This is a genomic window from Aeromonas sp. A04, assembly GCF_047780465.1.
Classification (GTDB): Bacteria; Pseudomonadota; Gammaproteobacteria; order Enterobacterales; family Aeromonadaceae; genus Aeromonas; species Aeromonas bestiarum.
Genome location: NZ_JBLNHP010000011.1, coordinates 43,641 through 64,001, shown reverse-complemented (window position 1 = coordinate 64,001; position 20,361 = coordinate 43,641). Strand labels below are relative to the sequence as shown.

Below are 20,361 nucleotides of genomic sequence, written 5' to 3'. Positions count from 1 at the left end.
AGGCTTCATTCTGGGCCGGGTTTCGGCGATCTCGAGGCACGACTGGCGAGGGCATGAACGGCCAGAAAACTTGAATATTCCTTATAAAATCTGGCCCCTTCGACGTATTTAATTACCAACTGAAATAAATCACCAAAAGCAAAAGACAACTATTAATTAAATGAGAAGAGATAATTTAGATAAGCATTCTCACTCTCGCCAGAAACAAAACGTTACAACCTGCCGCAGCTGTTTTATTTTCAAGCTGATATTATCCAACCCTATTTGCGAAAATATTATATCGAGAATAAGGATATCCCATGACCAGAAAAACCAGAGCGGCCTTGGTCTCGGTTTGCTCCAATATCACACTGATTATCATGAAGATATTTGCCGGGATCCTGAGTGGTTCCGTCAGTATTATTTCCGAAGCCATCCACTCGGCAATGGACCTGGTTGCAGCCCTCATCGCCCTGTTTGCGGTACGTCGGTCGGATATTCCACCCGATCAACGCCACCCCTATGGCCATGACAAGATCGAAAACGTCTCCGGCGTCATAGAGGCCCTGCTGATCCTGCTGGCCGCGGGCTGGATCATCTTCGAAGCCATCGGCAAGTTGATCACACCAACGCCGATCGAAAGCGTGGGCTTTGGCGTGCTGGTCATGCTGATCTCGGCACTGGTCAACAGCGGTGTCTCTACCTATCTCTACCGGGTAGCGAAAGAAGAGGAATCTGTCGCTCTCGCCGCCGATGCCCTGCACCTCAAGGCCGACGTACTGACCTCTCTCGGAGTCGCAGTCGGCCTGCTCGGTATCTGGATCGCCGACGGGCTGGGCTACAACCTCTATCTGCTCGACCCCATAGTGGCCATCTGCGTGGCGATCTTCATTCTCCGGGAAGCCATCACCATGCTTAACCAGGCCTTTCAGCCCCTGCTGGATCACAGCATGAACGAGGAGGAGCTGGCCATCACTACTCAGGTGATCGAGCAGTGCTGCCCCGAGCATGGGGGTTTTCACGCCCTGCGCAGCCGTCAGGCCGGACGCCGTCGTCACATCGATTTCCACCTGACCCTGCCCAAGGAGATGAGCATAGAGCACTCCCATGCCATCTGTGACCGGATAGAGCAGGGCATAATGCGCCACCTGCCCCATGCCATAGTGCTGATCCATGTCGAACCGAGCGGCCACGGTTGAGAGATAGTCGATGCAAACCGGAAAATGCGAGAAATCTGTAGTGAACTGGCAGATAAATAACGGAAAAAAGCGTGGAACCCGCACTTTTATGGCCATAGAGCGCATTGCGTAAGAAATAGTCGGCGAAAATGTGTTAGGGTATCCCATCCCCCAGCCGCCAGGAGCGCGCCGTGAAAAAGTTGGAAATGAAAGACCTCACCGAGGCCGAAAAGGCCGAGATAACCCTGTTGCTCCAAAAAGCCCAGGCCAATGCTGACCATCAGCTGACCAACGCAGAACGTAACAGGATCCGTGAGGAAGGCCGGCTTAAAATCGTGGCAGATCGTGCAGAGGCGGCCAAGGTGGCCTCCAAACTGGCTCGGGAGAAGGCCAAAGAGCGGGCCAGAAATCAGGTCTTGCCAGAAACCTTCAGCTGGATCGACTCCGTCAGCAACAAGTTTCGCAGCAAGCGCTGAGTCAGCGCCGTGTTGATGAGCGCCCACCCACACCAGACCGGTGTGGGTGGGCGTTTGCCATTAAGGCCCTGCGGCAACCAAGGAAGATCTCTTCTATACCGCTCTTGATCAGGAACGCCTCTACGCCAGCCAGAAAACAGTCCCAAAAAGCTCAGCGCCAATCATAGCAGGCGTCAGCGCTCAATCTCGCCAGTGAACGCCGTGGCTCATGTGACAATATGAAGTTGGTAGCACCTCGATAACCAGAAATTAATATTGAGATAAAGTTTGCTTTAACGAAGAGAGCATGTTTTAATCTCTCTCGATGGTTCGGTAGTTCAGACCTGATTATGTTAGGCAGTCATTTTAGTAAAGCAGTGATTAGTATAAGAGTTATCTACGATAGTTCTTATTAAATAATTCTCCTTCTTTAGTGCTCCCCATACGTATTGCTGACGAAAAATCATAGATTGCCAAATTTTGGCACTTAAAACACTATTTTAGGAAATTATTATGTCTAACAAAATGACTGGTACCGTTAAGTTCTTCAACGCTGAGAAAGGTTTTGGCTTCATCTCCCCGGCTGACGGCAGCAAAGACGTGTTCGTACACTTCTCCGCTATCCAGTCCACCAGCTTCAAAACCCTGGACGAAGGTCAGCGCGTTGAGTTCACCATCGAGCAAGGCCAGAAAGGCCCGGCTGCTGCCAACGTAGTTGGTCTGTAATTCAAGCAAGGAAGCCTTCACGCTCGCTAACGCCTGCTGAGAAGACCTTCTGCAAGAATTAAAAAAACCCGCCCAGGCGGGTTTTTTGTTGCCTGCAATTCAGCATTTTCCCTCCCTCCAGACTCTTTCTCCCTCTGTTTAGCCATTCTGCCCCACCCCTTTTCTTCCGGTATCCCTCCTGCATCTCCTGGTTGGCGCTAGCATTACAGCACAACCTTAATGAGATTAATTATCGTTTACACATCATCCCATGATCATTACAATGCCTGCCGACAAACGGGAGGATTATCCAATTGAACCTGCCCGGTCCGGGTTTCACGCGGGATGCGGTGAAACCACCCCATAGATTCACCCAAAGGATGAATGCATCTTCTTACTAAAAGAGTTCAGGCCAACATGATAAAAATGCACCGCAACAAGCTGACCACGCTCATTCTCGCCGCCCTCGCCTCTCACGCCTATGCCGCCGAACAGGAGGTCATGGTCGTGACCGCCTCCGGCTTCCAGCAGAAGATCGAGGATACTGCCGCCTCCATCTCGGTGGTGACCCGCGAGCAATTGGAAAAACGCGCCTATCGCGACGTGACCGATGCCCTGAAAGACGTACCGGGCGTGGTGATCACCGGGGGTGGCAGCAGCAGCGATATCAGCATTCGTGGCATGGGCTCCAAATACACGCTGATGCTGGTGGATGGCAAGCGGGTCGACAGCCGTGGCACCCGTCCCAACAGCGATGGCCCCGGCATAGAGCAGGGCTGGTTGCCACCGTTGCAAGCCATCGAACGGATCGAGGTGGTACGCGGCCCCATGTCCTCCCGCTACGGCTCTGACGCCATGGGTGGCGTCATCAACGTCATCACCCGCAAGACCGCCAGCATGACAGCCTGGCAGGGGTCGCTGCATGCCGACTCCACCTTCCAGGAGAACAAGGACTCCGGCGACATCTTCCAGACCAACGCCTACACGGCCGGTGCCCTGGTGGATGGACTGCTGGGGATGCGCCTGAACGGCCAGCTATCCCATCGCGGTGAGGATCAGTTCCAGAACGGGTTCGCCGAGCAGGAGATGCGCAGCGGTACAGCCGTGTTCAGCCTGACCCCGGACGAGCACAATCGCTTCGACTTCGAGGCCAGCCGCGGCCTGCAGGATCGTGATCGCACACCGGGTGAATCCCTCTCGGCCAAGTCCAAACCCAGCCTGAGCACTTACGAGCGCACCAACTACGCCATCACTCATGACGGCCGCTATGACTTTGGCTCCTCCACCAGCTATCTGCAGCGGGAAGAGAATACCAACCCCGGCCGCCAGATGAAGCTGAGCAACACCATAGCCGATACCCATACCCAGTTTGAGCTGGGGGATCACTACCTGAGCGTGGGTGGTCAGTACCGCTACGAGGATCTGCAGGATCAGGGCAACCAGCTCAACGTGGCCAACCGCGCCAATCAGCTGACCCGCTGGAGCTGGGCCATGTTCGTGGAAGACGAGTGGGCACTGACCGACACCTTCGCCCTGACCGGCGGCGTGCGCATGGACAGGGATCAGAACTACGGTACCCACTGGAGCCCGCGTCTGTACGGGGTCTGGCATCCGGCCGAGTTCTGGACCTTGAAAGGGGGCGTCTCCACCGGCTACCGTTCACCGGATCTGCGCATGTCAGCCGCCAACTGGGGCCAAGCCACGGGGGGCGGCACCCAGGACGGCATGCTGGTCGGCAGCCCGGAACTCAAGCCGGAAACCAGCGTGAGCCAGGAAATCGCCCTGTTGTGGGATGGTCAGGAAGGGCTGAGCACCGGGCTGACCCTGTTCAACACCGACTTCGAGGACAAGATCTCCGAGATCCGCCGTTGCACCAGCAAGAGCGACCCCTCCTGCACCCTGAACGGTCACACCTATGACTTCATCAGCGACCGCATCAACGTCGACAAGGCAAACATGCGCGGAGTGGAAGGGACAGCCAACTGGACCATCAATGAAGAGTGGTCGCTGGCCTCCAGCTACACCTTCACCCAGTCCGAGCAGAAGAGCGGCCCGATGGAAGGCAAGGCACTGAACCAGATGCCGCGCCACATGTTCAACACCACGGTCGACTGGCAGACCACAGAAGAGGTCAGCCTCTGGTCCAGGGTCAACTTCCGCAGCAAGACCTCCGATTACCTGAGCCGGGTCAAGATGGCAGAGGGCACGCCTTCTTACACCTTCTTCGACACGGGTCTGGTCTACAAGGCCAACAAGAACCTGAACGTGACCGCCGGCATCTACAACCTGTTCGACAAGACGGTGGATTACACCAGCTTCGGCACAGTGCTGGACGGTCGTCGCTACAACCTGGGGATGACCTACAACTTCTGATGATGAGCCGCCGCCCCCCCGGGGCGGCGGCCTACTCTTCGGCTACATTCTCCTTCTCCTCGGCATAACAGGCCGCCTGCCAGGTATTGCGCCCCAGCGACTTGGCGCCATACATCAGCCTGTCCGCCTGCAACAACACCCGTCTGCCATCGGCTCTGACGCCATCCGGCACCCAGACGGCCCCGGTACTGATGGAGAGCCCCAGCTCACCGGCACTGGTCTGCAACTTGCGCAGACTCACTTCCCGACCTATCCGGCTGGCCCAACCCTGCAGTGCAGCCATATCCACCATCGGCAGGCTGATACAGAACTCCTCCCCCCCGATACGGGCAAACAGCGCCCCGTCCGGCAACACCAGCCGCACCCGTTCGACCAGCGCCGAGAGCACCTCGTCACCGACCCCGTGACCGAAGTGATCGTTGATCCCCTTGAAGCGATCTATGTCGAACAACAGCAGGGCCGAGGCCTGTCCGCTGGCCAGCCGCTGCTCAAACTCGAGCAGAAAGGCGCGCCGGTTCAGGATCCCCGTCATGGAATCTGTGCCGGCGAGGCGCTCAAGCCGCGCATTGGCCTGGATCAGCTCGGCGGTACGGCTAGCCACCGCCCGTCGCAATTGCACTATGTAGACCAGCAGCACCATGCCTCCCAGCGCCAGCAACCAGGGCCAGAGGTGGAGTGGATAGACTGTCTCGATATGCATCCACTTGCGGATGATCCGCTCCCGATCCGCCACACCCAGGCGGGAAAACCCCAGCTCCAGCTCCTGCAACAGGGCCTGATTGCCCTTGGCGACCGCAAAGCGTATCTCGTCGCTGTAGAGGTGGCGTACCGGGATGAAGCGGCTGGGATCCGCCGAGGTGTAGATATAGAAGTTCGCCACCTGCAGATCGGCGATGAAGGCATCCAGTTCACCGCTGAAGGCGGCGCGCAGCATGGCATCGTTGTCGCTGAAGGTTTGCAGGTGGGTGGTGGGGAAGTGCTTGCGGGCGTAGTACTCCTCATATCCTCCCGCCACCACACCCACACTCTCGTGCAGCAGGTAGTAGTTCACATCCGAGCCGCGCAGGGAGTTGGCAAAGAACAGCTGGGCATCGAGACGGGAGAGCCCCTGGCCATAGTCATAGAGCGGATTGCGCTCCGGTGACCAGAGCAGGCCGCCATGGACATCGGCCTCGCCGGTACGCACCAGATCCAGCGAGGTCTGCCAGTCCACCAGTTTGAACTGGATCGGGCGACCGGTGACACGGCCATACTCGCGCCAGAGATCGATCAGCAGGCCATCCGGCTGCCCCTCCTCATTGATGTAGGAGAAGGGCTGCCAGGCCTTGGAGTTGGTCACGATCAAGGGTTTGGGGGCTGGCGTTGCCAAGGCGGGCAGCCACAGCAGACAGAGCAGGAGGCAGCATCCGCTGCGCACCCGCCATCCAGAACCAGAAGAGACCGCCATTCCTGCACCAACCTTGCTATTGGCCGTCTATGCGGCCATTGATTATCGCCACCTTCAGCATAGAAGAACAAGCATGACCGAGTATGAAATTGGCGTGATTTCAGTCAGATAACAGCAAGATAAACATGGGGAGGGCGCCTGGTCGGCGCCCTCCCCAGACAGATGTCACTATGCTCACAGCGGCAGGCTGATCCTGGCCTCCAGCCCGCCCTGCGCGCGGTTGTGCAGGGTCAGCTCGCCACCGTGCTGGTGCACCAGGGTGCGGGCGATGGAGAGCCCTAGTCCCACGCTGCCGGATTCGGTGTTGCGGGCCTCATCGAGCCGCACGAACGGCTTGAACACATCCTCCAGCCGCGCCGGATCTATGCCGGGCCCCTCGTCACAGACCCGGATCAGCAGCTCGCTGTCGGTACGCTCCAGCGATACCTCGGCACTGCCGGCGTACTTGATGGCGTTGCCGATGAGGTTTTGCAGCACCCGCCGCAGGGTGTTGGCGCGGCAGGCGTAGACCTGCTTGCCCTCGACCATGCAGGTGACAGGCTGACCGGTATCGGCGTAGTCATCGCAGAGGCTCTCCAGCAGGCTGACCAGATCCAGCTCCCGGGTCGCCTCCTGCTGCCCCTCCTCCCGGGCGAAGCTCAGGGTGGCCGCCAGCATCTGCTCCATCTGTTGCAGGGTCTGCTGGATCCGCTCCTTGTCCTCCCCCTCGTCCAGAAACTCGGTGCGCAGCCGCAAACTGGTGATGGGGGTGCGCAGGTCGTGGGAAATGGCCGCCAACATCCGGGTTCTGTCCTGCACGAAGCGATCGAGGCGGGTGTGCATGCGGTTGAACGCCTGGATCGACTCGCGGATCTCGGTCGGCCCCACCTCCCGCAGCGGCTCTATGTCTTCGCCGCGCCCCAGCCGATCCGCATTGGCGGCCAGCTGCTTGAGCGGCTGGGTGGCCCGCCGGAACAGCCAGATCATCAGGCCTATCACCAGACTCGCCACCAGCATCAGGTTGAAGGTGGTCTGCCAGGACCAGCTCGCCGATTCCTTGTCCACCAGGGAGCTGAACTGCAACCAGCCACCGCGCGGCAACTGGATGGAGCCATAAAGCCGCATATCCTGCGGCGGCGGCATCCCCTTGCGGTCCTTCATCATGCGGGTGTGGTGCTGCCAGGCGCGGCTGCGCTGGGCGTCCTGCTTCAGCTCGGCGCTGATCTCCACCATCAGCGACGGCGGATAACCGAGCCGGGAACGCACCTGCTGCTCGAAGCGGGGGCTGCGGTTGTCCGGTTGCAGCGGCTCGTCGGCGAGGCGCAGCAGCAGGGTTTCGCTGCGACTCGCCTTGAGGATCTCGTCATAGAGCGAAGGCGGGGAGAGGGCCAGCAGCCGCGCCACAGAGACGATGCGCTGCATGGCGTTGCGGCTGTTGACATAGCCGAGCGCCTCCTCCCGATCCGAGCGGTAGATCTGGATGCTGAGCAGCTGGATCAGCACCAGCCCGGCCAGCGCCACCAGTATGATCTGGCCGGTCAGCCCCTTGGGCCACAGTCGGGAACAGAGTCGCTTGATCATGACCACGGCGTCACACCTGGGTCACGTCGGCGGCGAACAGATAACCGCCGCCCCAGATGGTCTTGATGAGCTCGGGATTCTTGGGATCCCGCTCCAGCTTGCGCCGCAACCGGCTCACCAGGGTATCGATGGCCCGATCGAAGGCCACCGCCTCGCGGCCCCGGGCCAGATCCAGCAGTTGATCCCGGCTCAGCACCCGCTGGGGGCGCTCCAGAAACACCCGCAGCAGGTCGAATTCGGCGGTGGAGAGGCTCAGCCCCACCCCTTCCTCATCCACCAGTTCGCGGCGATTGATGTCGAGCAGCCAGCGATCGAAACGCAGATCCCGGGTCAGGGTCTCGGGGGCGGGTTGCGGCTCGACCTGGGTGCGGCGCATCACCGCCTTGATGCGGGCCAACAGCTCGCGCGGATTGAACGGCTTGGCGAGATAGTCATCGGCGCCCATCTCCAGTCCTATGATGCGGTCCGTCTCCTCCCCCATGGCGGTGAGCATTATGATGGGCAGGCTGGATTTGGCCCTCAGCTCGCGGCACAGGGTCAGGCCGTCTTCTCCCGGCATCATCAGATCCAGCACCAGCAGATCGAACTCCCGCTCCTCCAGCAGCCGCTTCATCTCCTTGCCATCCCGGGCACAGCTGACCCGCAGGCCATGCTGCTCCAGAAAGCGTTTCAGCAGATCGCGGATCTCGCCGTGATCGTCGACGACCAGAATGTGGGTGCTGCTTTGGTTCATGAGGGCCTCTCCTGTTAGAGCTGGCACGAGTATACGGAAATCTGTCGGACGGTTTGTGTCAAAGTGTGCCAGATCAGCAAGATGCCACACTCTGCTACAAAAAAGCGGTCACTCGGCAAAGTTGAGACACAAGGCGAGGGTTTACTGAGGGCACACCAAACTCGTCCATTGCAGGAGACAGGCCATGCTCGCCCTTACCACGCCCTTCATGCTGGCTTATGCCGCCAGCGAGGCCCTTGCCAGAGCGGCGGCCAAACCGCATCAGCCCGCACAGGCCAGCAGCCTGACGCAAGCTTCCCCCCTGGATGACGATGAGGCCGGCCTCTGCCCGCCCGGCGAGACACACTTCCCTTCCCCATGATGACAGGCAGCGCCCGATTGTTAGGGCGGCGCCTGGCACCATGACACACAACGCCGGCATCCTTCGGCGAGCCATACCAAGGAGACAATGATGATGAAAAAGACCCTGACCCTGTTCGCACTGGCCGGACTGGCCCAGATCGGCATGGCACAAGCAGCCATTCCGGCTGACGTCAGCGCCGCCCCCGGCCTGCTGTTCGTCAACTGGCACGATGACGCCAGCAGCAGCAACGCCAACCCGACCCTGATGATCCGCAACGCCTCCGGCGACGTGCTCAAGCGGGTGCCCGCCGAGTTGAAAGGGATGCAGCAGGTACGACTGCCGATGAGAGCCCAGGGCAATCTCACCCTCAGCCTGGACGGTGAGAGCGACAGCTATCGCATGCCTTACAGCGTTGGCAGCGGCCGCCAGCGCTGAGCCGAGCCATTCACCCTGTGGTTTTCTCACGATAACCATGTTGCCTGACCGGTGACATGAAATACCCCGCCAGAGACGCTGTCCGGCGGGGTATTTCATTTTCCGCCCCTGAGAACGCTATTCCGGCCCCAGGCCGGCGCGTATTTTGCCAGGCGGATTGGCGCTGGCTTTTCAGGGTGACAGGCCTATCCTCGAACACTGTGACAGACCCGGTTTTCGTTAACCCACAGCACAGCCTCACAGTGTCACACTCTGCTACAAAATAGGCTTCAACTGGCAAAGTTCAGACACCAGTCTGGTGTTTACTTAGGGTCAAGGCGAGCAAGCCGAACCCGAACTCAATCCGCGAGGAGATAGACCATGAAAACCCTGACCAAAACCCTGCTGACCGCCACCCTGATCCTTGGCCTGCCGCTCGGCGCCTATGCCGCCAGCGAAGCCGTCGCCACCACCCAGGCCGGCATGATGACCGACTGCCCCATGGATGGCAGCGGCATGATGGGTGGCAAGCACCACGGTAGCCGCCATGACAAGATGGCCCGCATGCAGAACATGACCCCGGAGCAGATCCAGACCAACCTGCAACAGCGCTACGACAAGATCGAAGACCCGGCCAAGAAGGCCGAGTTTGTGAAGAACCTGACGCTGCGTGCCGACGGCATGACCAAGCACGCCGAGGCGATGAAGCAGTTCGCCGAAGCGCACCAGTAAACGCATCTCGACCTGCAACAGGGTGGCCTAGGCCACCCTTTTTCGTTTCCCTCTCCCGCTCGGCCGCTCGCCCTCTGCGATCCCCCGGCCCCCCTCATTTCCCTTCGCCTCTGCTCCGGGTTCTGTGAGCGATAACAAACGTTTTATGTTCGAAATAGCTAATAATGGCGACTCAAATAACAAGGCCATGCAAGACAGTGCCAACAATAGACAGGAGTCGTTATGGGGTGGAGTCTGGGGACAATCAAGGGGCGCTATAGCGCCGTTTTTGTGGGATTCATGGCGCTGGTGTGTGCCCTGACGGTATTTGGCATCCAGATCTGGATCAAACCGGCGTTGCAGAAGGCCGGTGAACAGAACGTGGCGCTGCGGGTCAGCGAGATAGCGACCGACATCCGCGATCAGCTCAACGGGGTGCAGAGCCAGTCCCGCAGCATCACGCAACTGGTGTCCCAACTGCCGAGCGAGCAGATCGATGCCCTGCTGCCGGCGCTTATCGATCAATACGGCAATGCCATGGTGTTTGGCGGCGGCATCTGGCCACTGCCGGATCAGCGGGAAGCGGGCCGCGCCAAGTTCAGCACCTTCTACCACAGGGATGCGGCCAACAAGCTGATCCCCAATACCTACTGGAACTCGGCCGAGGCCCCAAACTACTTCGAGCAGCCGTGGCACAAGGCCGGCCAGCAGGCGCCGCAGGGCATGTGCGTCTGGGCCGCCGCCTACAAGGATGGTGCCAGTCAGCAGCCGAGAACCAACTGCGCCATGGGGATCTACCGCAATGGCGCCCTGTTCGGGGTATCGACCATAGATGTGACCCTGGGCTTCTTCAACGATCTGGTGGCCAGGAAGGAGCAGGAGATCGGTGGTCAGGTGATGATCGTCGAGGCTGACGGCAAGATCCTGAGCCGAAATGCCCGCCTGAGCGGTGACGTTGTGCTCGGCAACCTCTCCGCCCACACCGATTACCCCTTCGCCGGCGCCATCGCCAGCCTGCTCGGCCAGAGCCAGGGCAAGGGGCTGCTGCGCACCAGCTTCCAGGATCAGGGAGAAGAGCAGACCCTGCTGCTGCAAGCCATAGAGGGCACCCCCTGGTTGCTGGCCACGGCCCTGCCGACCAGTACCCTGACCCAGGACAGCCAGGACGTGCTCACCACCTTGGCCGCGATCCAGCTGCCCCTGGTGGGACTGTTGTTCGTGCTGATGCTGCTGGCCATCACCCAGCTCGGCAGCCGGCTGCAGACCCTCAAGCAGAATATCGACGCCCTCTCCGCCGGCGATGCGGACCTGACCGCCCGCATCCAGGTGAAGGGCCACGACGAGCTGGATCATATCGCCCTGTCGGTGAACCGCTTCATCGCCTATCTGCAGCAGATGATGGTGCAGGTGACAGACGCCACCGACCTCATCACCCGCGAACTGGCGCAGCTCGATCAACAGACGGGTCAGGCGCGGCGGATCCTGAGCGAGCACGCCGCCGAGACGGATCAGGTGGTCACGGCCCTCACCGAGCTCAGCTCCACCGCCGACAGCGTGGCACAACATGCCAGCGACTCGGCGAGCTTCACCGAGACCGCCAACCGCCAGGCCGCCAACTCCCGCAAGGTGGTGGGATCGGCCTCCGCCAGCGTGGTGGCGCTGATCGACGAGGTGGATCTCGCCGCCGCCAAGGTGCTGGAGATGCAGGAAGATGCCAAGCAGATCGGCAGCGTGCTCGGGGTGATAGGTGGCATAGCCGCCCAGACCAACCTGCTGGCGCTCAATGCCGCCATAGAGGCGGCGCGAGCCGGTGAGCAGGGCCGTGGTTTCGCCGTGGTGGCGGACGAGGTGCGCGCCCTGGCAGCCCGCACCCAGAACAGCACGGCCGAGGTGGGCAGCATGCTGTCGCGCCTCACTCAGGGGGTGGCCGAAGCCGTGGTCGCCATGGAGCAGACCAAGCACAGTTGCCAGGCGGCGGCAGATACCACGGGCCAGGTGACGGGAGGGCTCGACAACATGGCCGATTCTGTGGTGCAGATCCACGATCTCAGCAGCCAGATCGCCACCGCCGCCGAGGAGCAGAGCCGGGTAACCGAGGAGATAAACCGCAACATGGTGAGCATTCGCGACATGCTCAACCTGCTGGTGGAGAATGGCCGCAACACGGAGCAGAGCGCGGAGTCACTGCTCAGCTCCAATCGTCAGCTGCTGGCCCTGGTGCGCCGCTTCAAGGTGTGATGAGGAATTCCAGCCAGCAAAAAGGGGCCCGAGGGCCCCTTTTTCATGCACGTCGTTCAGACTCAGGCCTTGGCTTTGTCGGCCAGGTTCAGGGTCTTGACGGTTTCGCCTTCGAACTTGATGACGACGCTCTTCTGAGCGGCTTCGGCATCCTTGAACAGGGTCTTGGAGGTCTCTGCCAGCATGGGAGATACCTTGTTCAGGGCGCTCAGGTCATAGGTCCACACTTCCAGACCGGCTTCGGTCTTGGTGCTGGCCGGGGCGCCCAGCTTGTCCTTGATGGCCTGCTTGTTGGAGCCGCCTTCCTTGATGTCCAGTGCCTTCTTGATCGCTTCGTTGGAGGCGCTGTCCATGGCGGTACCGGCCATCTCTTTGGCACTGCTGGTGACGCTGCTGGTCACTGTATCGGTCAGGGAATCCATCAGGCCGGCGTGGGCGAACAGGGGCAGTGCAGTCAGGGCAATCAGGATGCGCTTTTTCATCGATTCATGTCTCGTGGGGGATTAAAGAGCGCGCATCAGACCAGTGCCCTCAGGCGGAGTCAAGGCAATCGATCGGTCAATACGCATTCGGGGGGGAAAAGAGAAAAATCCGACGGCCGGTAGGCGGGGGGCAACCCTATGGCCCCCTGGATCCGACTATTCGCAGATCTGGTTCTTGCCCGCCAGCTTGGCCTGATAGAGCGCCCTATCCACCCGCACCATCAGCTGGCTCATGGGCTCGTCCGGCAGGTATTCGGCCAGCCCGAAACTCATGGTGATGTCGAGCTGTTCGCAGACCCGCGACAGCACGATCAGCTCTCGCAGCTTGTCGGCAACCAGCCTGCCATCGGCCAGACAGGTATTGGGCAGCACCACCATGAACTCGTCGCCACCCCAGCGCGCTATGAGGTCAATTTCGCGAATGTGAGTCCGCACCAGCGCCACTATGTTGATCAGGGTCTGATCCCCGGCGCTGTGGCCATGGTTGTCATTGATCTGCTTGAAGTCATCCACATCCATGGCGATGACGGAGAAGGACTGATGAAAGCGCCTGGAGCGCTCGCACTCCTGCTTGATGACCCGCTCCAGCCGGTAGCGGCTGGCGGCCCCGGTCAGGGCATCCGTCTCCGCCAGCTGGCGGTTCTCCTCCGCCTTCTGCTGCAACACCCCGTTGAGCCGCACCAGCTCGGCGGTACGTTCGGCGATCTGCTGCTCCAGCGACTGGTTGCGCGATTCCAGCTGTTCATACAACAGCTTCTGGGCATGTATGTTGCGATGGGCGCCTATCATGCGGGCCACAGAGCCATCCGGATTGCGGGCTATGACGCGGCCACAATCCTCAATCCAGATGAAGAGGCCCTCCCGGCTGCGGCAACGATACTCGACCCGATAGTCGGCGGCCGTGCCGCTCAGATAGGCATCGAAGCAGGCCATCACTCGATCAATGTCATCCGGGTGGATCACGCTCTCCCAAGTGAAGACGTTGTTGCCAAGGGAGTGAGGCTCGTAGCCCAGCATCTGATACCAGCCTGGATTGCGATAGACGAAACCCGTGTTGGCGTTCCAGTCCCAGATCCCGTCGCTCACCACCTCCAGAATGCCGTGCACCACGGCTTCGCTGACGTCCGAGATCCTGATCGTGTCACTGTCTTGCAGCATAGAGACCATCCTTGCCCTCTAACCCCGCCGACGCGGGGGATTCAAACCTGATTGGTGGAAAACGACAACGAAGAGACGACAACTATGAAGCGCAACCCAATATCTGCCTGCCGGCGCACGATCCACCTCTGGTTAACAGGGTTATCGGCCGCTATCGGGTTCGTATGAACAACAACAGTAGCAACCAGTGTGGCTCAGGATCTCACCCTTGTCCGGTTTTAAATCCGGGATGATGCAGGCTGCGATAATGGCTGGGAGCCAGGCCATGCTGGCGTTTGAAGGCGGTGGAGAAGTGGTACTCGTTCTTGAAGCCGCACAGCTGGGCCAGCTGCTTCACCGGCTCGCCGCGACTGGCCAGCAGCAGAGCCGCCCGTTGCAAGCGCAGCCGTTGCAGCAAGGCCATGGGAGCCAGCGCGAAGTGCTGCTGGCAGAGGCGATAGAGCTGGCGCTGCGAGAGGTGCAGGGCATCGGCCATCCGCCCTATGTCCCAGCACTCGGCCAGCGACTCTTTCAGCATCAGCTCGAGACGCAGCGCCAGCCGCTCACCGCGACTCTGCCCCTCCCCCTTTTGCAGCAGGCGGCGCAGATAAAAGCCGAGCTGTTCTACCAGCAGCGCACTGAGCAGCGGGTCCTGGTGGCGCTCCTGCTCCGCGTAAAGGTTCTCCAGGGTGTGCAGCAAGCTGGCCTGCTGGGAGGTACAACCCAGCCTGGGGTGGCTGGCGAAGGCATCCCAGGGGGAGTCCTTGTGCAGCAGCAGCCACACCAGATCCCAGTCGCCGCGCGGCTCTGACGACGATCTGTCCGGCAGCTGCAGCTCAGGCAATTGATAGCAGAGCGGTTCCCCGGCCGGGATCAGGGCCCACTCCCCAATCTTGAGTCGCTCTAGACGATCGCCGATCAGCACCTCCCCCTCGCCCCCCAGGGTCAGCAGAAAACAGTGCACGTCCGCCAGGCGGCGCTCGATCCGGTAGTGGCTGCGCAGGTGGGAATGGCCAGCCAGCCACACCTGCTCTTGGGCAAGGGCGGGCAACAGGCTGTCACAGCAGATCTGTTCGCGGCAGTCGGGGGAGACTTCAATGACTTCAGGATTGGCAGTTTCAGACATCATCAGGACGGGCTCAGCCATGTCGAACATTCAAGGCCCAGCATAGCATGGTCGGTATCAAGTCACAGGAGACCAGCCATGCACATACATCACGTCGCCATCTGGGCGCAGGATCTGGAGGCGCTCAAGACGTTCTACTGTTCTCTGTTTGGCGGGCAGACCAATGAGCGCTACCACAACCCGGCCAAACAGTTTTCGTCCTACTTCGTGTGCTTCGAAGGGGGCGCCAGTCTGGAGCTGATGCACAGCCCTATCCTGTTTCCGGCGGATCTCAGCCTGCCGCACCCACTGCAGGGGCTGGCCCATCTCGCCTTTTCCCTCGGCAGTGTGGAGGCGGTAGACAAGATGACGGCGCGCCTCAAACTGCTCAAGGGCGCCGAGGTCAAACACCTGGACGGCCCCCGCTGGACCGGCGACGGCTATTACGAGAGCACCTTTCTGGATCCCGAAGGCAACCGGCTGGAACTGACCCTCTAGCCCATGGGGATCGATACAAGTTGGCCAAAGAACAGACTGGCGATCCGGGCTCTTTCGGCTCATCCGCAGTGTGGGTGTTCATCACCTCCTGCATTTGCAGACACAGGTTCAGCAAAGCGCTCCATGTATGCGCGACCTAAGTACAGGTAACTGCTTGGATAGATCCTTGATCCTTGGCGCTATTTCCGGATGGCATAAGCCTTGATTGAAAAATGACACGGCCTGTGTAGATGGATATAACGGATTATTTTTGAATTGTAACGCCCCGCTAAATAGCGGGGCTTTTGATATTGCCGGGGAAATAAGCAGTCAATCAGCCCGGATAACGGCCAGCGGAACTGACTGCGCGACCCGCAGATGCCCTTCATGATTGAGATGAAGATGATCCCCGGAATCATATTGCGCGCTGAGCTGTTGAATGCATTTCGGATCCCGTACCAGCAGGTCGCAGTCAATAACAGCATCAAACTCCCCGCTTGTTCGCATCCAGTGATTCACTGCCTGCCGGACAACCTCTTTCTCAGGCTGATAAAAGTGCTCAATACCATATTCACCGGTTCCCCGCAGCGGTACCAGGGTTACGCCTGTCATGCGGATACGGTATTCCCGCGCAATCTTCAGCAATTGCCGATAGGCGTTGATCAGCACGGTTGCCGCCGGCACCGGATTTTCCGGATCCAGTGCCGTACCCGCCAACCCGATATCATTCAGTCCGACCTGCACGATACAGGCAGTGACACCGGGTTGCTGCACCACATCCAGCTCAAAACGCGACAAGGTAGCGATGCCGACGCCGTCTTTCAGTAGCCGGGAACCCGACTGCCCGGCATTCACCACCGCAATATTTTCGGGAACAAGGCGCTCTGCCAAAAAATCGGTCCAACGGCCATAGGTGTCCATCTCCACGCCGTTACCATCCACCATAGAGTCACCGATGACGACCAGAGTGCGGCACGCAGATTCCGGCTGAACCTGGACACTTTCAACCAGAAGACGGGAACTGATTTTCTGACCATCGCCGGCTGCTTCCCTGATGGCCTGATTACCCGGTTCAAGCAACGAAAAATGACGGGCATCCCAGTGGAAGGTATTGACCGGGATCTGCTCCGGCAGATATGTCCGCAGATTGATCACCGATAGTGATGGAATATCCAGTGGAATTTCATCACTGCACAGAGTGCCCCCCGCAGGAATTATCGCGCCGGTTTGCCCATTAAAGGTGACAGGCAGTGCACCGCACAGATCAGACACGGAAATATAGCTCTCGCCTGTTATCAGCGGCTGTGCGCCATAGCGATTGGAAAAGATCAGCCGCAGCTTTTGGCCGCCCAGGCTGATGCGCAGTGTCTGCCTGAGTGTCTGCGCCCCATGAATTACCGGTATATCCGATGGAAACGGAAAAGCGTCTCCCGATGCAGGCTGAGAGGTGGAAAGCCAGGTGCATATCCACTTGTCGCGCATTGACGGGGCTGAAGGCACTGAATATGACATCAGAAACTCTCCTGAAATGAATAACGGATTTAGTGCGCGTCCGGCGGGGCCGTCATGACATCAAAGGTGTGCATGGCGATATCTGTCATTGCCATCAGACGCGCCCGGCTGACGCCATCCCGGGCCTGGATGGAGATCCCGTGAAACAGGGTCGCCACATAATCTCCGAGCGCTTGTATATCGGTGTTTTCCGGCAGATCACCGGACTGAACGCCTTGCCGGATGCGCTGTACTATGCCGTCAATCCGCTCCCGGCGGTAACCGGCCAGCCATGCCATGACCTCTTCGTTGTCACGGCCATAGTTGGTCAGCGACAACACCACCATACAGCCGTGCGGCCGATCGTCTCGGGTGTAGTTTTCAACCGCGTTCACAAGCAGTTGCCTGACAGCCAGGCGGGTATCCGGCTGTGACAGGGCGGTGTCAGCAAAAGCACCTTCTTCGGCCAGATAAAGCGCTATCGCCTCACGGAAAAGATTCTCCTTTGAGCCGAAGGCGGCATAAATACGGGCAGAAGCAATCCCCAGTGCAGCAACCAGGTCAGACAGGGATATCCCTTCATAGCCACGCTGCCAGAACACCTCCTTTGCTTTGCGCAATGCCTCTTCACGATCGAACTCTCTTGGTCTTCCGGCCACAACACACTCTCCGCATCAGTCATTTCAGACAAAGGCTACCAGTTCATTGTCGACTAACAAAGAATTATTTTTTGTTGATTGACAAAGATTGTAAGGCCCTCTTAACCTATTCGCTGTTGATCGACAAACAATAGGTGCCATCGCAGCTGACACGGGCTCTGTCTATGGCCTGCTGCGGGTATTTTTTATCAATCATTCAGACGGAAAAAGTATGAACACATCATTCATCAGGGCATTGCTGACACTGGTCATGCTGTTCCCATTGCATGGCACTGCCGTCGCGGCAAATGCACAAAGCGCGGCAGTGACAACGCAGGTTAATGAGGCAGATTTCCAGCATCAGTATGTCGACGTTGCAGGACAGAAGATGCATTACGTGACGGCGGGAAAGGGGGAACCTGTGTTACTGATCCCGGGCTGGCCGCAAACTTGGTATGCATGGCGTCATGTGATGACCAGACTCGCTGCCGAAGGCTATATGGCGATAGCGGTTGATCCGCCGGGAACCGGTTATTCCGCACGGCCGACTACGGGTTATGATACCGGGGCGGTGGCAACCACATTGCACAGGATGATGAATCAGCTGGGCCATAAGCAATATTCGGTTGTCGGTCACGACATCGGCATGTGGGTTGGTTATGCGCTGGCAAGTGACTATCCCGCAGACATTAAAAAAATAGCGCTGACCGAGGCAGTCATTCCGGGCCTGGCGCCGGCACCGTCCATCTTTGTCGATCCACAGGAGAATATTTTCCTCTGGCACTTTATGTTTAATCAGGTGCAGGATTTGCCGGAAATGCTGACGGCCGGCAAAGAACGGGAATATCTGAATTTTATCTTTGACCACTGGTCTTATCGTCGTGATCGCGTCGCCGCACAAACCTATATTGATGCTTATTCTTCACCTGGCGGACTGCGTGCAGGATTTTCGTATTACCGGGCGATTCCGCAAACCATCCAGCAGAATAAACAGCGGGCTGAGAAGAAATTGATGATGCCGGTTCTGGCCATAGGTGCAGATCATGCCACCCGTGATGCACCACAGCAGACGATGCAGGGAAGAGCGGTGAATTTGCAGGGCGCAATGCTCAGCGAGTGCGGTCACTTCGTAACGGAAGAGTGCCCGGAACAGCTGATGACAGTATTGCTGCCGTTTTTGAGAAAATAAATGCACCGCCAATATACGAAAGTTTAAAATATAAAAATTGTTTTATGATGTGGAGTAAAAAGCGCAATACATAGTCAATATTTTATTGTGTTTTCTCTCATCGCATTTTATTATGGCTTCGCTTACTTATTTAGGAAGTAAGGTGTATCACAAGCTGTCAAGTAGAAAGCTCACCAGTACACTGGCTAGCAGACGACTTGCATGGCCGCAGATGGCTAGTAGACTCACGTCGAACACTCCTGCGATGATGGTATCATATATCATATCTGACATTCGTGGCCGACATCATATCGATGTTGTGAATGCGTATTTAAGTACGTTTGTTAAGCCCGGATTGGGAATCGGATGGCCACAGTCCTTTACCTTTCCGGGTTTTGCAATTTAAGGCTTACATGATGAACTCAGAAAATAAATGGTTTCGGAGTCGTGGCTACTTACATTTTGATTCTCCAGTAAAATTACGGAAAGCATGTCAAATAGTCAAATCTCCCCTTAATGTCGCCCAGCATGCTTTCTTCCCGCTAATCAAGTACGATATACAAAGTCTTAAAATATCAATAGACAAGGATGGCAATGTTCTAAAAAAAATAAAAACAAGACCAATCTCATACGCATCACATATCGACTCTCACATTTATTCTTACTATGCAGAGTTATTATCTGATTTATATGAAAAAGCTCTCGATAAATCGCAACTGCAAGACTCCGTACTTGCTTTTAGAACTCTTGGAAAAAGTAATATTGATTTTGCTAACATAGCCTTTGAAAAAATAAAGGCTCATAGCGATTGCACTGCAATCGCCATGGATATCTCTGGTTTTTTTGATAATTTAGACCATGAGATACTCAAATCAATGTGGTGCAAACTACTCCAAAAAAACTCATTACCCAATGATCATTTTAATATATATAGGTCTCTAACTAAATCTTCCGTGGTCAATAGAGACCTATTGTATACAGCACTTAAAATATCGAAAAACAACCCCAAAGCTGCAGGATTAAGGCTTTGTGATATAAAAACCTTCAGAGAGAAAGTGCGAGGCCTTGAGTTAATAAAAACCAACTCGACTGGGAGAGGAATACCACAAGGAACATCTATAAGCGCCCTTCTTTCCAATATATATATGCTAGATTTCGACAAGAAAATAAGAGACATAGTTAAATCTATTTCAGGAGAATACTATCGCTACTGTGACGATATGCTTTTTATCATCGACAGTGATAAAACTAGCGAGTTAATGTCTCTAGTGACACAAAGTATCTCCGAGCTAAAAATAGAGATAAATGATAAAAAAACAGAAATTAGAACTTTCCATACATACCGTGGAGTTCAAAAATGCGACAAGCCACTGCAGTACTTAGGCTTTATTTATGATGGCGAAAGAAAATTAATCAGATCAGCAGCCCTAGCTAGGTTTTCAGGCAGAATGAAAGCTGGGGTAAGGTTAGCTAAAAAGACACACCAAAAAGCCAACCTCATTGAAGAAAAAGATGGCGTGGCTAAAACACCACTATTTAAAAAGAAAATTTATGAACGTTACTCTCATTTAAGCAAGAGAAATTTCATCACCTATGGCCATAAGGCGGCGAATATAATGGGATCTAATGCGATCAGAAAGCAATTAAAGCCTCTTTGGGGACGTCTTATTAAAGAAATAAATGAGAAATAATATTTCATTCCTAAAAAATTATACGTTGACGGCGGC

General features: G+C 57.3%; 19 protein-coding genes. 11 read left to right on the top strand and 8 right to left on the bottom strand.

The window, feature by feature from the left end:
• The first annotated feature begins 299 nt into the window (after positions 1 to 299).
• From ACM3N8_RS20790 to ACM3N8_RS20775, 4 genes are all read left to right on the top strand, one after another.
• Positions 300 to 1,178, top strand: a complete 879-nt coding sequence (locus ACM3N8_RS20790; protein ID WP_043556073.1) for a cation diffusion facilitator family transporter — start codon at positions 300 to 302, stop codon at positions 1,176 to 1,178.
• 170 nt (positions 1,179 to 1,348) lie between these two features.
• Positions 1,349 to 1,633: a DUF3811 domain-containing protein gene (locus ACM3N8_RS20785; RefSeq protein WP_011899186.1), complete on the top strand. Its 285-nt coding sequence runs from the start codon at positions 1,349 to 1,351 to the stop codon at positions 1,631 to 1,633.
• Between the two features lie 492 nt (positions 1,634 to 2,125).
• Positions 2,126 to 2,338 carry an RNA chaperone/antiterminator CspA gene (cspA, locus tag ACM3N8_RS20780; protein ID WP_005316548.1) on the top strand — a complete coding sequence of 71 codons (213 nt, stop codon included), beginning with the start codon at positions 2,126 to 2,128 and terminating at the stop codon, positions 2,336 to 2,338.
• A 405-nt stretch (positions 2,339 to 2,743) separates the two neighbouring features.
• On the top strand, positions 2,744 to 4,690 hold the full coding sequence (locus tag ACM3N8_RS20775; protein ID WP_290019752.1) for a ligand-gated channel protein: 1,947 nt from the start codon (positions 2,744 to 2,746) through the stop codon (positions 4,688 to 4,690).
• A gap of 31 nt (positions 4,691 to 4,721) precedes the next feature.
• Here the strand turns inward: ACM3N8_RS20775 and ACM3N8_RS20770 are convergent, their stop codons facing one another.
• The 3 genes from ACM3N8_RS20770 to ACM3N8_RS20760 all read right to left on the bottom strand — a co-directional run bounded on the left by ACM3N8_RS20770 (position 4,722) and on the right by ACM3N8_RS20760 (position 8,430).
• Positions 4,722 to 6,137 carry a sensor domain-containing diguanylate cyclase gene (locus ACM3N8_RS20770; protein ID WP_290019723.1) on the bottom strand — a complete coding sequence of 472 codons (1,416 nt, stop codon included), beginning with the start codon at positions 6,135 to 6,137 and terminating at the stop codon, positions 4,722 to 4,724.
• 174 nt (positions 6,138 to 6,311) lie between these two features.
• Positions 6,312 to 7,697: an ATP-binding protein gene (locus ACM3N8_RS20765; RefSeq protein ID WP_043556095.1), complete on the bottom strand. Its 1,386-nt coding sequence runs from the start codon at positions 7,695 to 7,697 to the stop codon at positions 6,312 to 6,314.
• Between the two features lie 10 nt (positions 7,698 to 7,707).
• The gene (locus tag ACM3N8_RS20760; protein WP_042873218.1) at positions 7,708 to 8,430 is read right to left on the bottom strand and encodes a response regulator; all 723 of its coding nucleotides are present in this window, start codon (positions 8,428 to 8,430) and stop codon (positions 7,708 to 7,710) included.
• Positions 8,431 to 8,614: 184 nt separating this feature from the next.
• On the opposite strand from ACM3N8_RS20760, the gene ACM3N8_RS20755 reads away from it, so the two are divergent.
• From ACM3N8_RS20755 to ACM3N8_RS20740, 4 genes are all read left to right on the top strand, one after another.
• Positions 8,615 to 8,791 (top strand): hypothetical protein, encoded by a 177-nt coding sequence (locus ACM3N8_RS20755; protein ID WP_274452918.1) that lies wholly within the window; start codon positions 8,615 to 8,617, stop codon positions 8,789 to 8,791.
• Between the two features lie 90 nt (positions 8,792 to 8,881).
• Positions 8,882 to 9,208 (top strand): hypothetical protein, encoded by a 327-nt coding sequence (locus ACM3N8_RS20750; protein ID WP_080741176.1) that lies wholly within the window; start codon positions 8,882 to 8,884, stop codon positions 9,206 to 9,208.
• Positions 9,209 to 9,568: 360 nt separating this feature from the next.
• Positions 9,569 to 9,919 carry a hypothetical protein gene (locus tag ACM3N8_RS20745; protein ID WP_043141431.1) on the top strand — a complete coding sequence of 117 codons (351 nt, stop codon included), beginning with the start codon at positions 9,569 to 9,571 and terminating at the stop codon, positions 9,917 to 9,919.
• 222 nt (positions 9,920 to 10,141) lie between these two features.
• Complete coding sequence (locus ACM3N8_RS20740) at positions 10,142 to 12,136, top strand: methyl-accepting chemotaxis protein (RefSeq protein ID WP_290019724.1); 1,995 nt, start codon at positions 10,142 to 10,144, stop codon at positions 12,134 to 12,136.
• 62 nt (positions 12,137 to 12,198) lie between these two features.
• On the opposite strand, the gene ACM3N8_RS20735 is transcribed toward ACM3N8_RS20740, so the two are convergent.
• From ACM3N8_RS20735 to ACM3N8_RS20725, 3 genes are all read right to left on the bottom strand, one after another.
• Positions 12,199 to 12,618, bottom strand: a complete 420-nt coding sequence (locus ACM3N8_RS20735) for a hypothetical protein (protein WP_043141437.1) — start codon at positions 12,616 to 12,618, stop codon at positions 12,199 to 12,201.
• Between the two features lie 156 nt (positions 12,619 to 12,774).
• Positions 12,775 to 13,776, bottom strand: coding sequence for a sensor domain-containing diguanylate cyclase (locus tag ACM3N8_RS20730; protein ID WP_103472900.1), 1,002 nt, complete (start codon positions 13,774 to 13,776; stop codon positions 12,775 to 12,777).
• Positions 13,777 to 13,978: 202 nt separating this feature from the next.
• Entirely contained in the window at positions 13,979 to 14,902 is a 924-nt protein-coding gene (locus tag ACM3N8_RS20725; RefSeq protein ID WP_416016552.1) for a helix-turn-helix transcriptional regulator, read from the bottom strand.
• A gap of 57 nt (positions 14,903 to 14,959) precedes the next feature.
• Between ACM3N8_RS20725 and ACM3N8_RS20720 the strand changes: the two genes are divergently transcribed.
• The gene (locus tag ACM3N8_RS20720) at positions 14,960 to 15,358 is read left to right on the top strand and encodes a VOC family protein (RefSeq protein WP_290019726.1); all 399 of its coding nucleotides are present in this window, start codon (positions 14,960 to 14,962) and stop codon (positions 15,356 to 15,358) included.
• 309 nt (positions 15,359 to 15,667) lie between these two features.
• Here the strand turns inward: ACM3N8_RS20720 and ACM3N8_RS20715 are convergent, their stop codons facing one another.
• On the bottom strand, positions 15,668 to 16,849 hold the full coding sequence (locus ACM3N8_RS20715) for a GDSL-type esterase/lipase family protein (RefSeq protein ID WP_290019727.1): 1,182 nt from the start codon (positions 16,847 to 16,849) through the stop codon (positions 15,668 to 15,670).
• A gap of 29 nt (positions 16,850 to 16,878) precedes the next feature.
• On the bottom strand, positions 16,879 to 17,487 hold the full coding sequence (locus ACM3N8_RS20710; protein ID WP_290019728.1) for a TetR/AcrR family transcriptional regulator: 609 nt from the start codon (positions 17,485 to 17,487) through the stop codon (positions 16,879 to 16,881).
• Positions 17,488 to 17,698: 211 nt separating this feature from the next.
• On the opposite strand from ACM3N8_RS20710, the gene ACM3N8_RS20705 reads away from it, so the two are divergent.
• On the top strand, positions 17,699 to 18,655 hold the full coding sequence (locus ACM3N8_RS20705) for an alpha/beta fold hydrolase (protein ID WP_290019729.1): 957 nt from the start codon (positions 17,699 to 17,701) through the stop codon (positions 18,653 to 18,655).
• 395 nt (positions 18,656 to 19,050) lie between these two features.
• Complete coding sequence (gene drt2, locus ACM3N8_RS20700) at positions 19,051 to 20,325, top strand: antiviral reverse transcriptase Drt2 (protein ID WP_290019730.1); 1,275 nt, start codon at positions 19,051 to 19,053, stop codon at positions 20,323 to 20,325.
• Positions 20,326 to 20,361 lie beyond the last annotated feature (36 nt).

Excerpts from the sequence above, each read along its gene's own strand:
- ACM3N8_RS20790 (WP_043556073.1), top strand. The coding sequence starts at position 300 with ATGACCAGAAAAACCAGAGCGGCCTTGGTCTCGGTTTGCTCCAATATC.
- ACM3N8_RS20705 (WP_290019729.1), top strand. The coding sequence starts at position 17,699 with ATGAACACATCATTCATCAGGGCATTGCTGACACTGGTCATGCTGTTC.
- drt2 (WP_290019730.1), top strand. The coding sequence starts at position 19,051 with ATGAACTCAGAAAATAAATGGTTTCGGAGTCGTGGCTACTTACATTTT.
- ACM3N8_RS20735 (WP_043141437.1), bottom strand. The coding sequence starts at position 12,618 with ATGAAAAAGCGCATCCTGATTGCCCTGACTGCACTGCCCCTGTTCGCC.
- ACM3N8_RS20755 (WP_274452918.1), top strand. The coding sequence starts at position 8,615 with ATGCTCGCCCTTACCACGCCCTTCATGCTGGCTTATGCCGCCAGCGAG.
- ACM3N8_RS20715 (WP_290019727.1), bottom strand. The coding sequence starts at position 16,849 with ATGTCATATTCAGTGCCTTCAGCCCCGTCAATGCGCGACAAGTGGATA.
- ACM3N8_RS20740 (WP_290019724.1), top strand. The coding sequence starts at position 10,142 with ATGGGGTGGAGTCTGGGGACAATCAAGGGGCGCTATAGCGCCGTTTTT.
- ACM3N8_RS20750 (WP_080741176.1), top strand. The coding sequence starts at position 8,882 with ATGATGAAAAAGACCCTGACCCTGTTCGCACTGGCCGGACTGGCCCAG.
- ACM3N8_RS20760 (WP_042873218.1), bottom strand. The coding sequence starts at position 8,430 with ATGAACCAAAGCAGCACCCACATTCTGGTCGTCGACGATCACGGCGAG.
- ACM3N8_RS20770 (WP_290019723.1), bottom strand. The coding sequence starts at position 6,137 with ATGGCGGTCTCTTCTGGTTCTGGATGGCGGGTGCGCAGCGGATGCTGC.
- ACM3N8_RS20775 (WP_290019752.1), top strand. The coding sequence starts at position 2,744 with ATGCACCGCAACAAGCTGACCACGCTCATTCTCGCCGCCCTCGCCTCT.
- ACM3N8_RS20765 (WP_043556095.1), bottom strand. The coding sequence starts at position 7,697 with ATGATCAAGCGACTCTGTTCCCGACTGTGGCCCAAGGGGCTGACCGGC.
- cspA (WP_005316548.1), top strand. The coding sequence starts at position 2,126 with ATGTCTAACAAAATGACTGGTACCGTTAAGTTCTTCAACGCTGAGAAA.
- ACM3N8_RS20745 (WP_043141431.1), top strand. The coding sequence starts at position 9,569 with ATGAAAACCCTGACCAAAACCCTGCTGACCGCCACCCTGATCCTTGGC.
- ACM3N8_RS20730 (WP_103472900.1), bottom strand. The coding sequence starts at position 13,776 with ATGCTGCAAGACAGTGACACGATCAGGATCTCGGACGTCAGCGAAGCC.
- ACM3N8_RS20720 (WP_290019726.1), top strand. The coding sequence starts at position 14,960 with ATGCACATACATCACGTCGCCATCTGGGCGCAGGATCTGGAGGCGCTC.
- ACM3N8_RS20725 (WP_416016552.1), bottom strand. The coding sequence starts at position 14,902 with ATGGCTGAGCCCGTCCTGATGATGTCTGAAACTGCCAATCCTGAAGTC.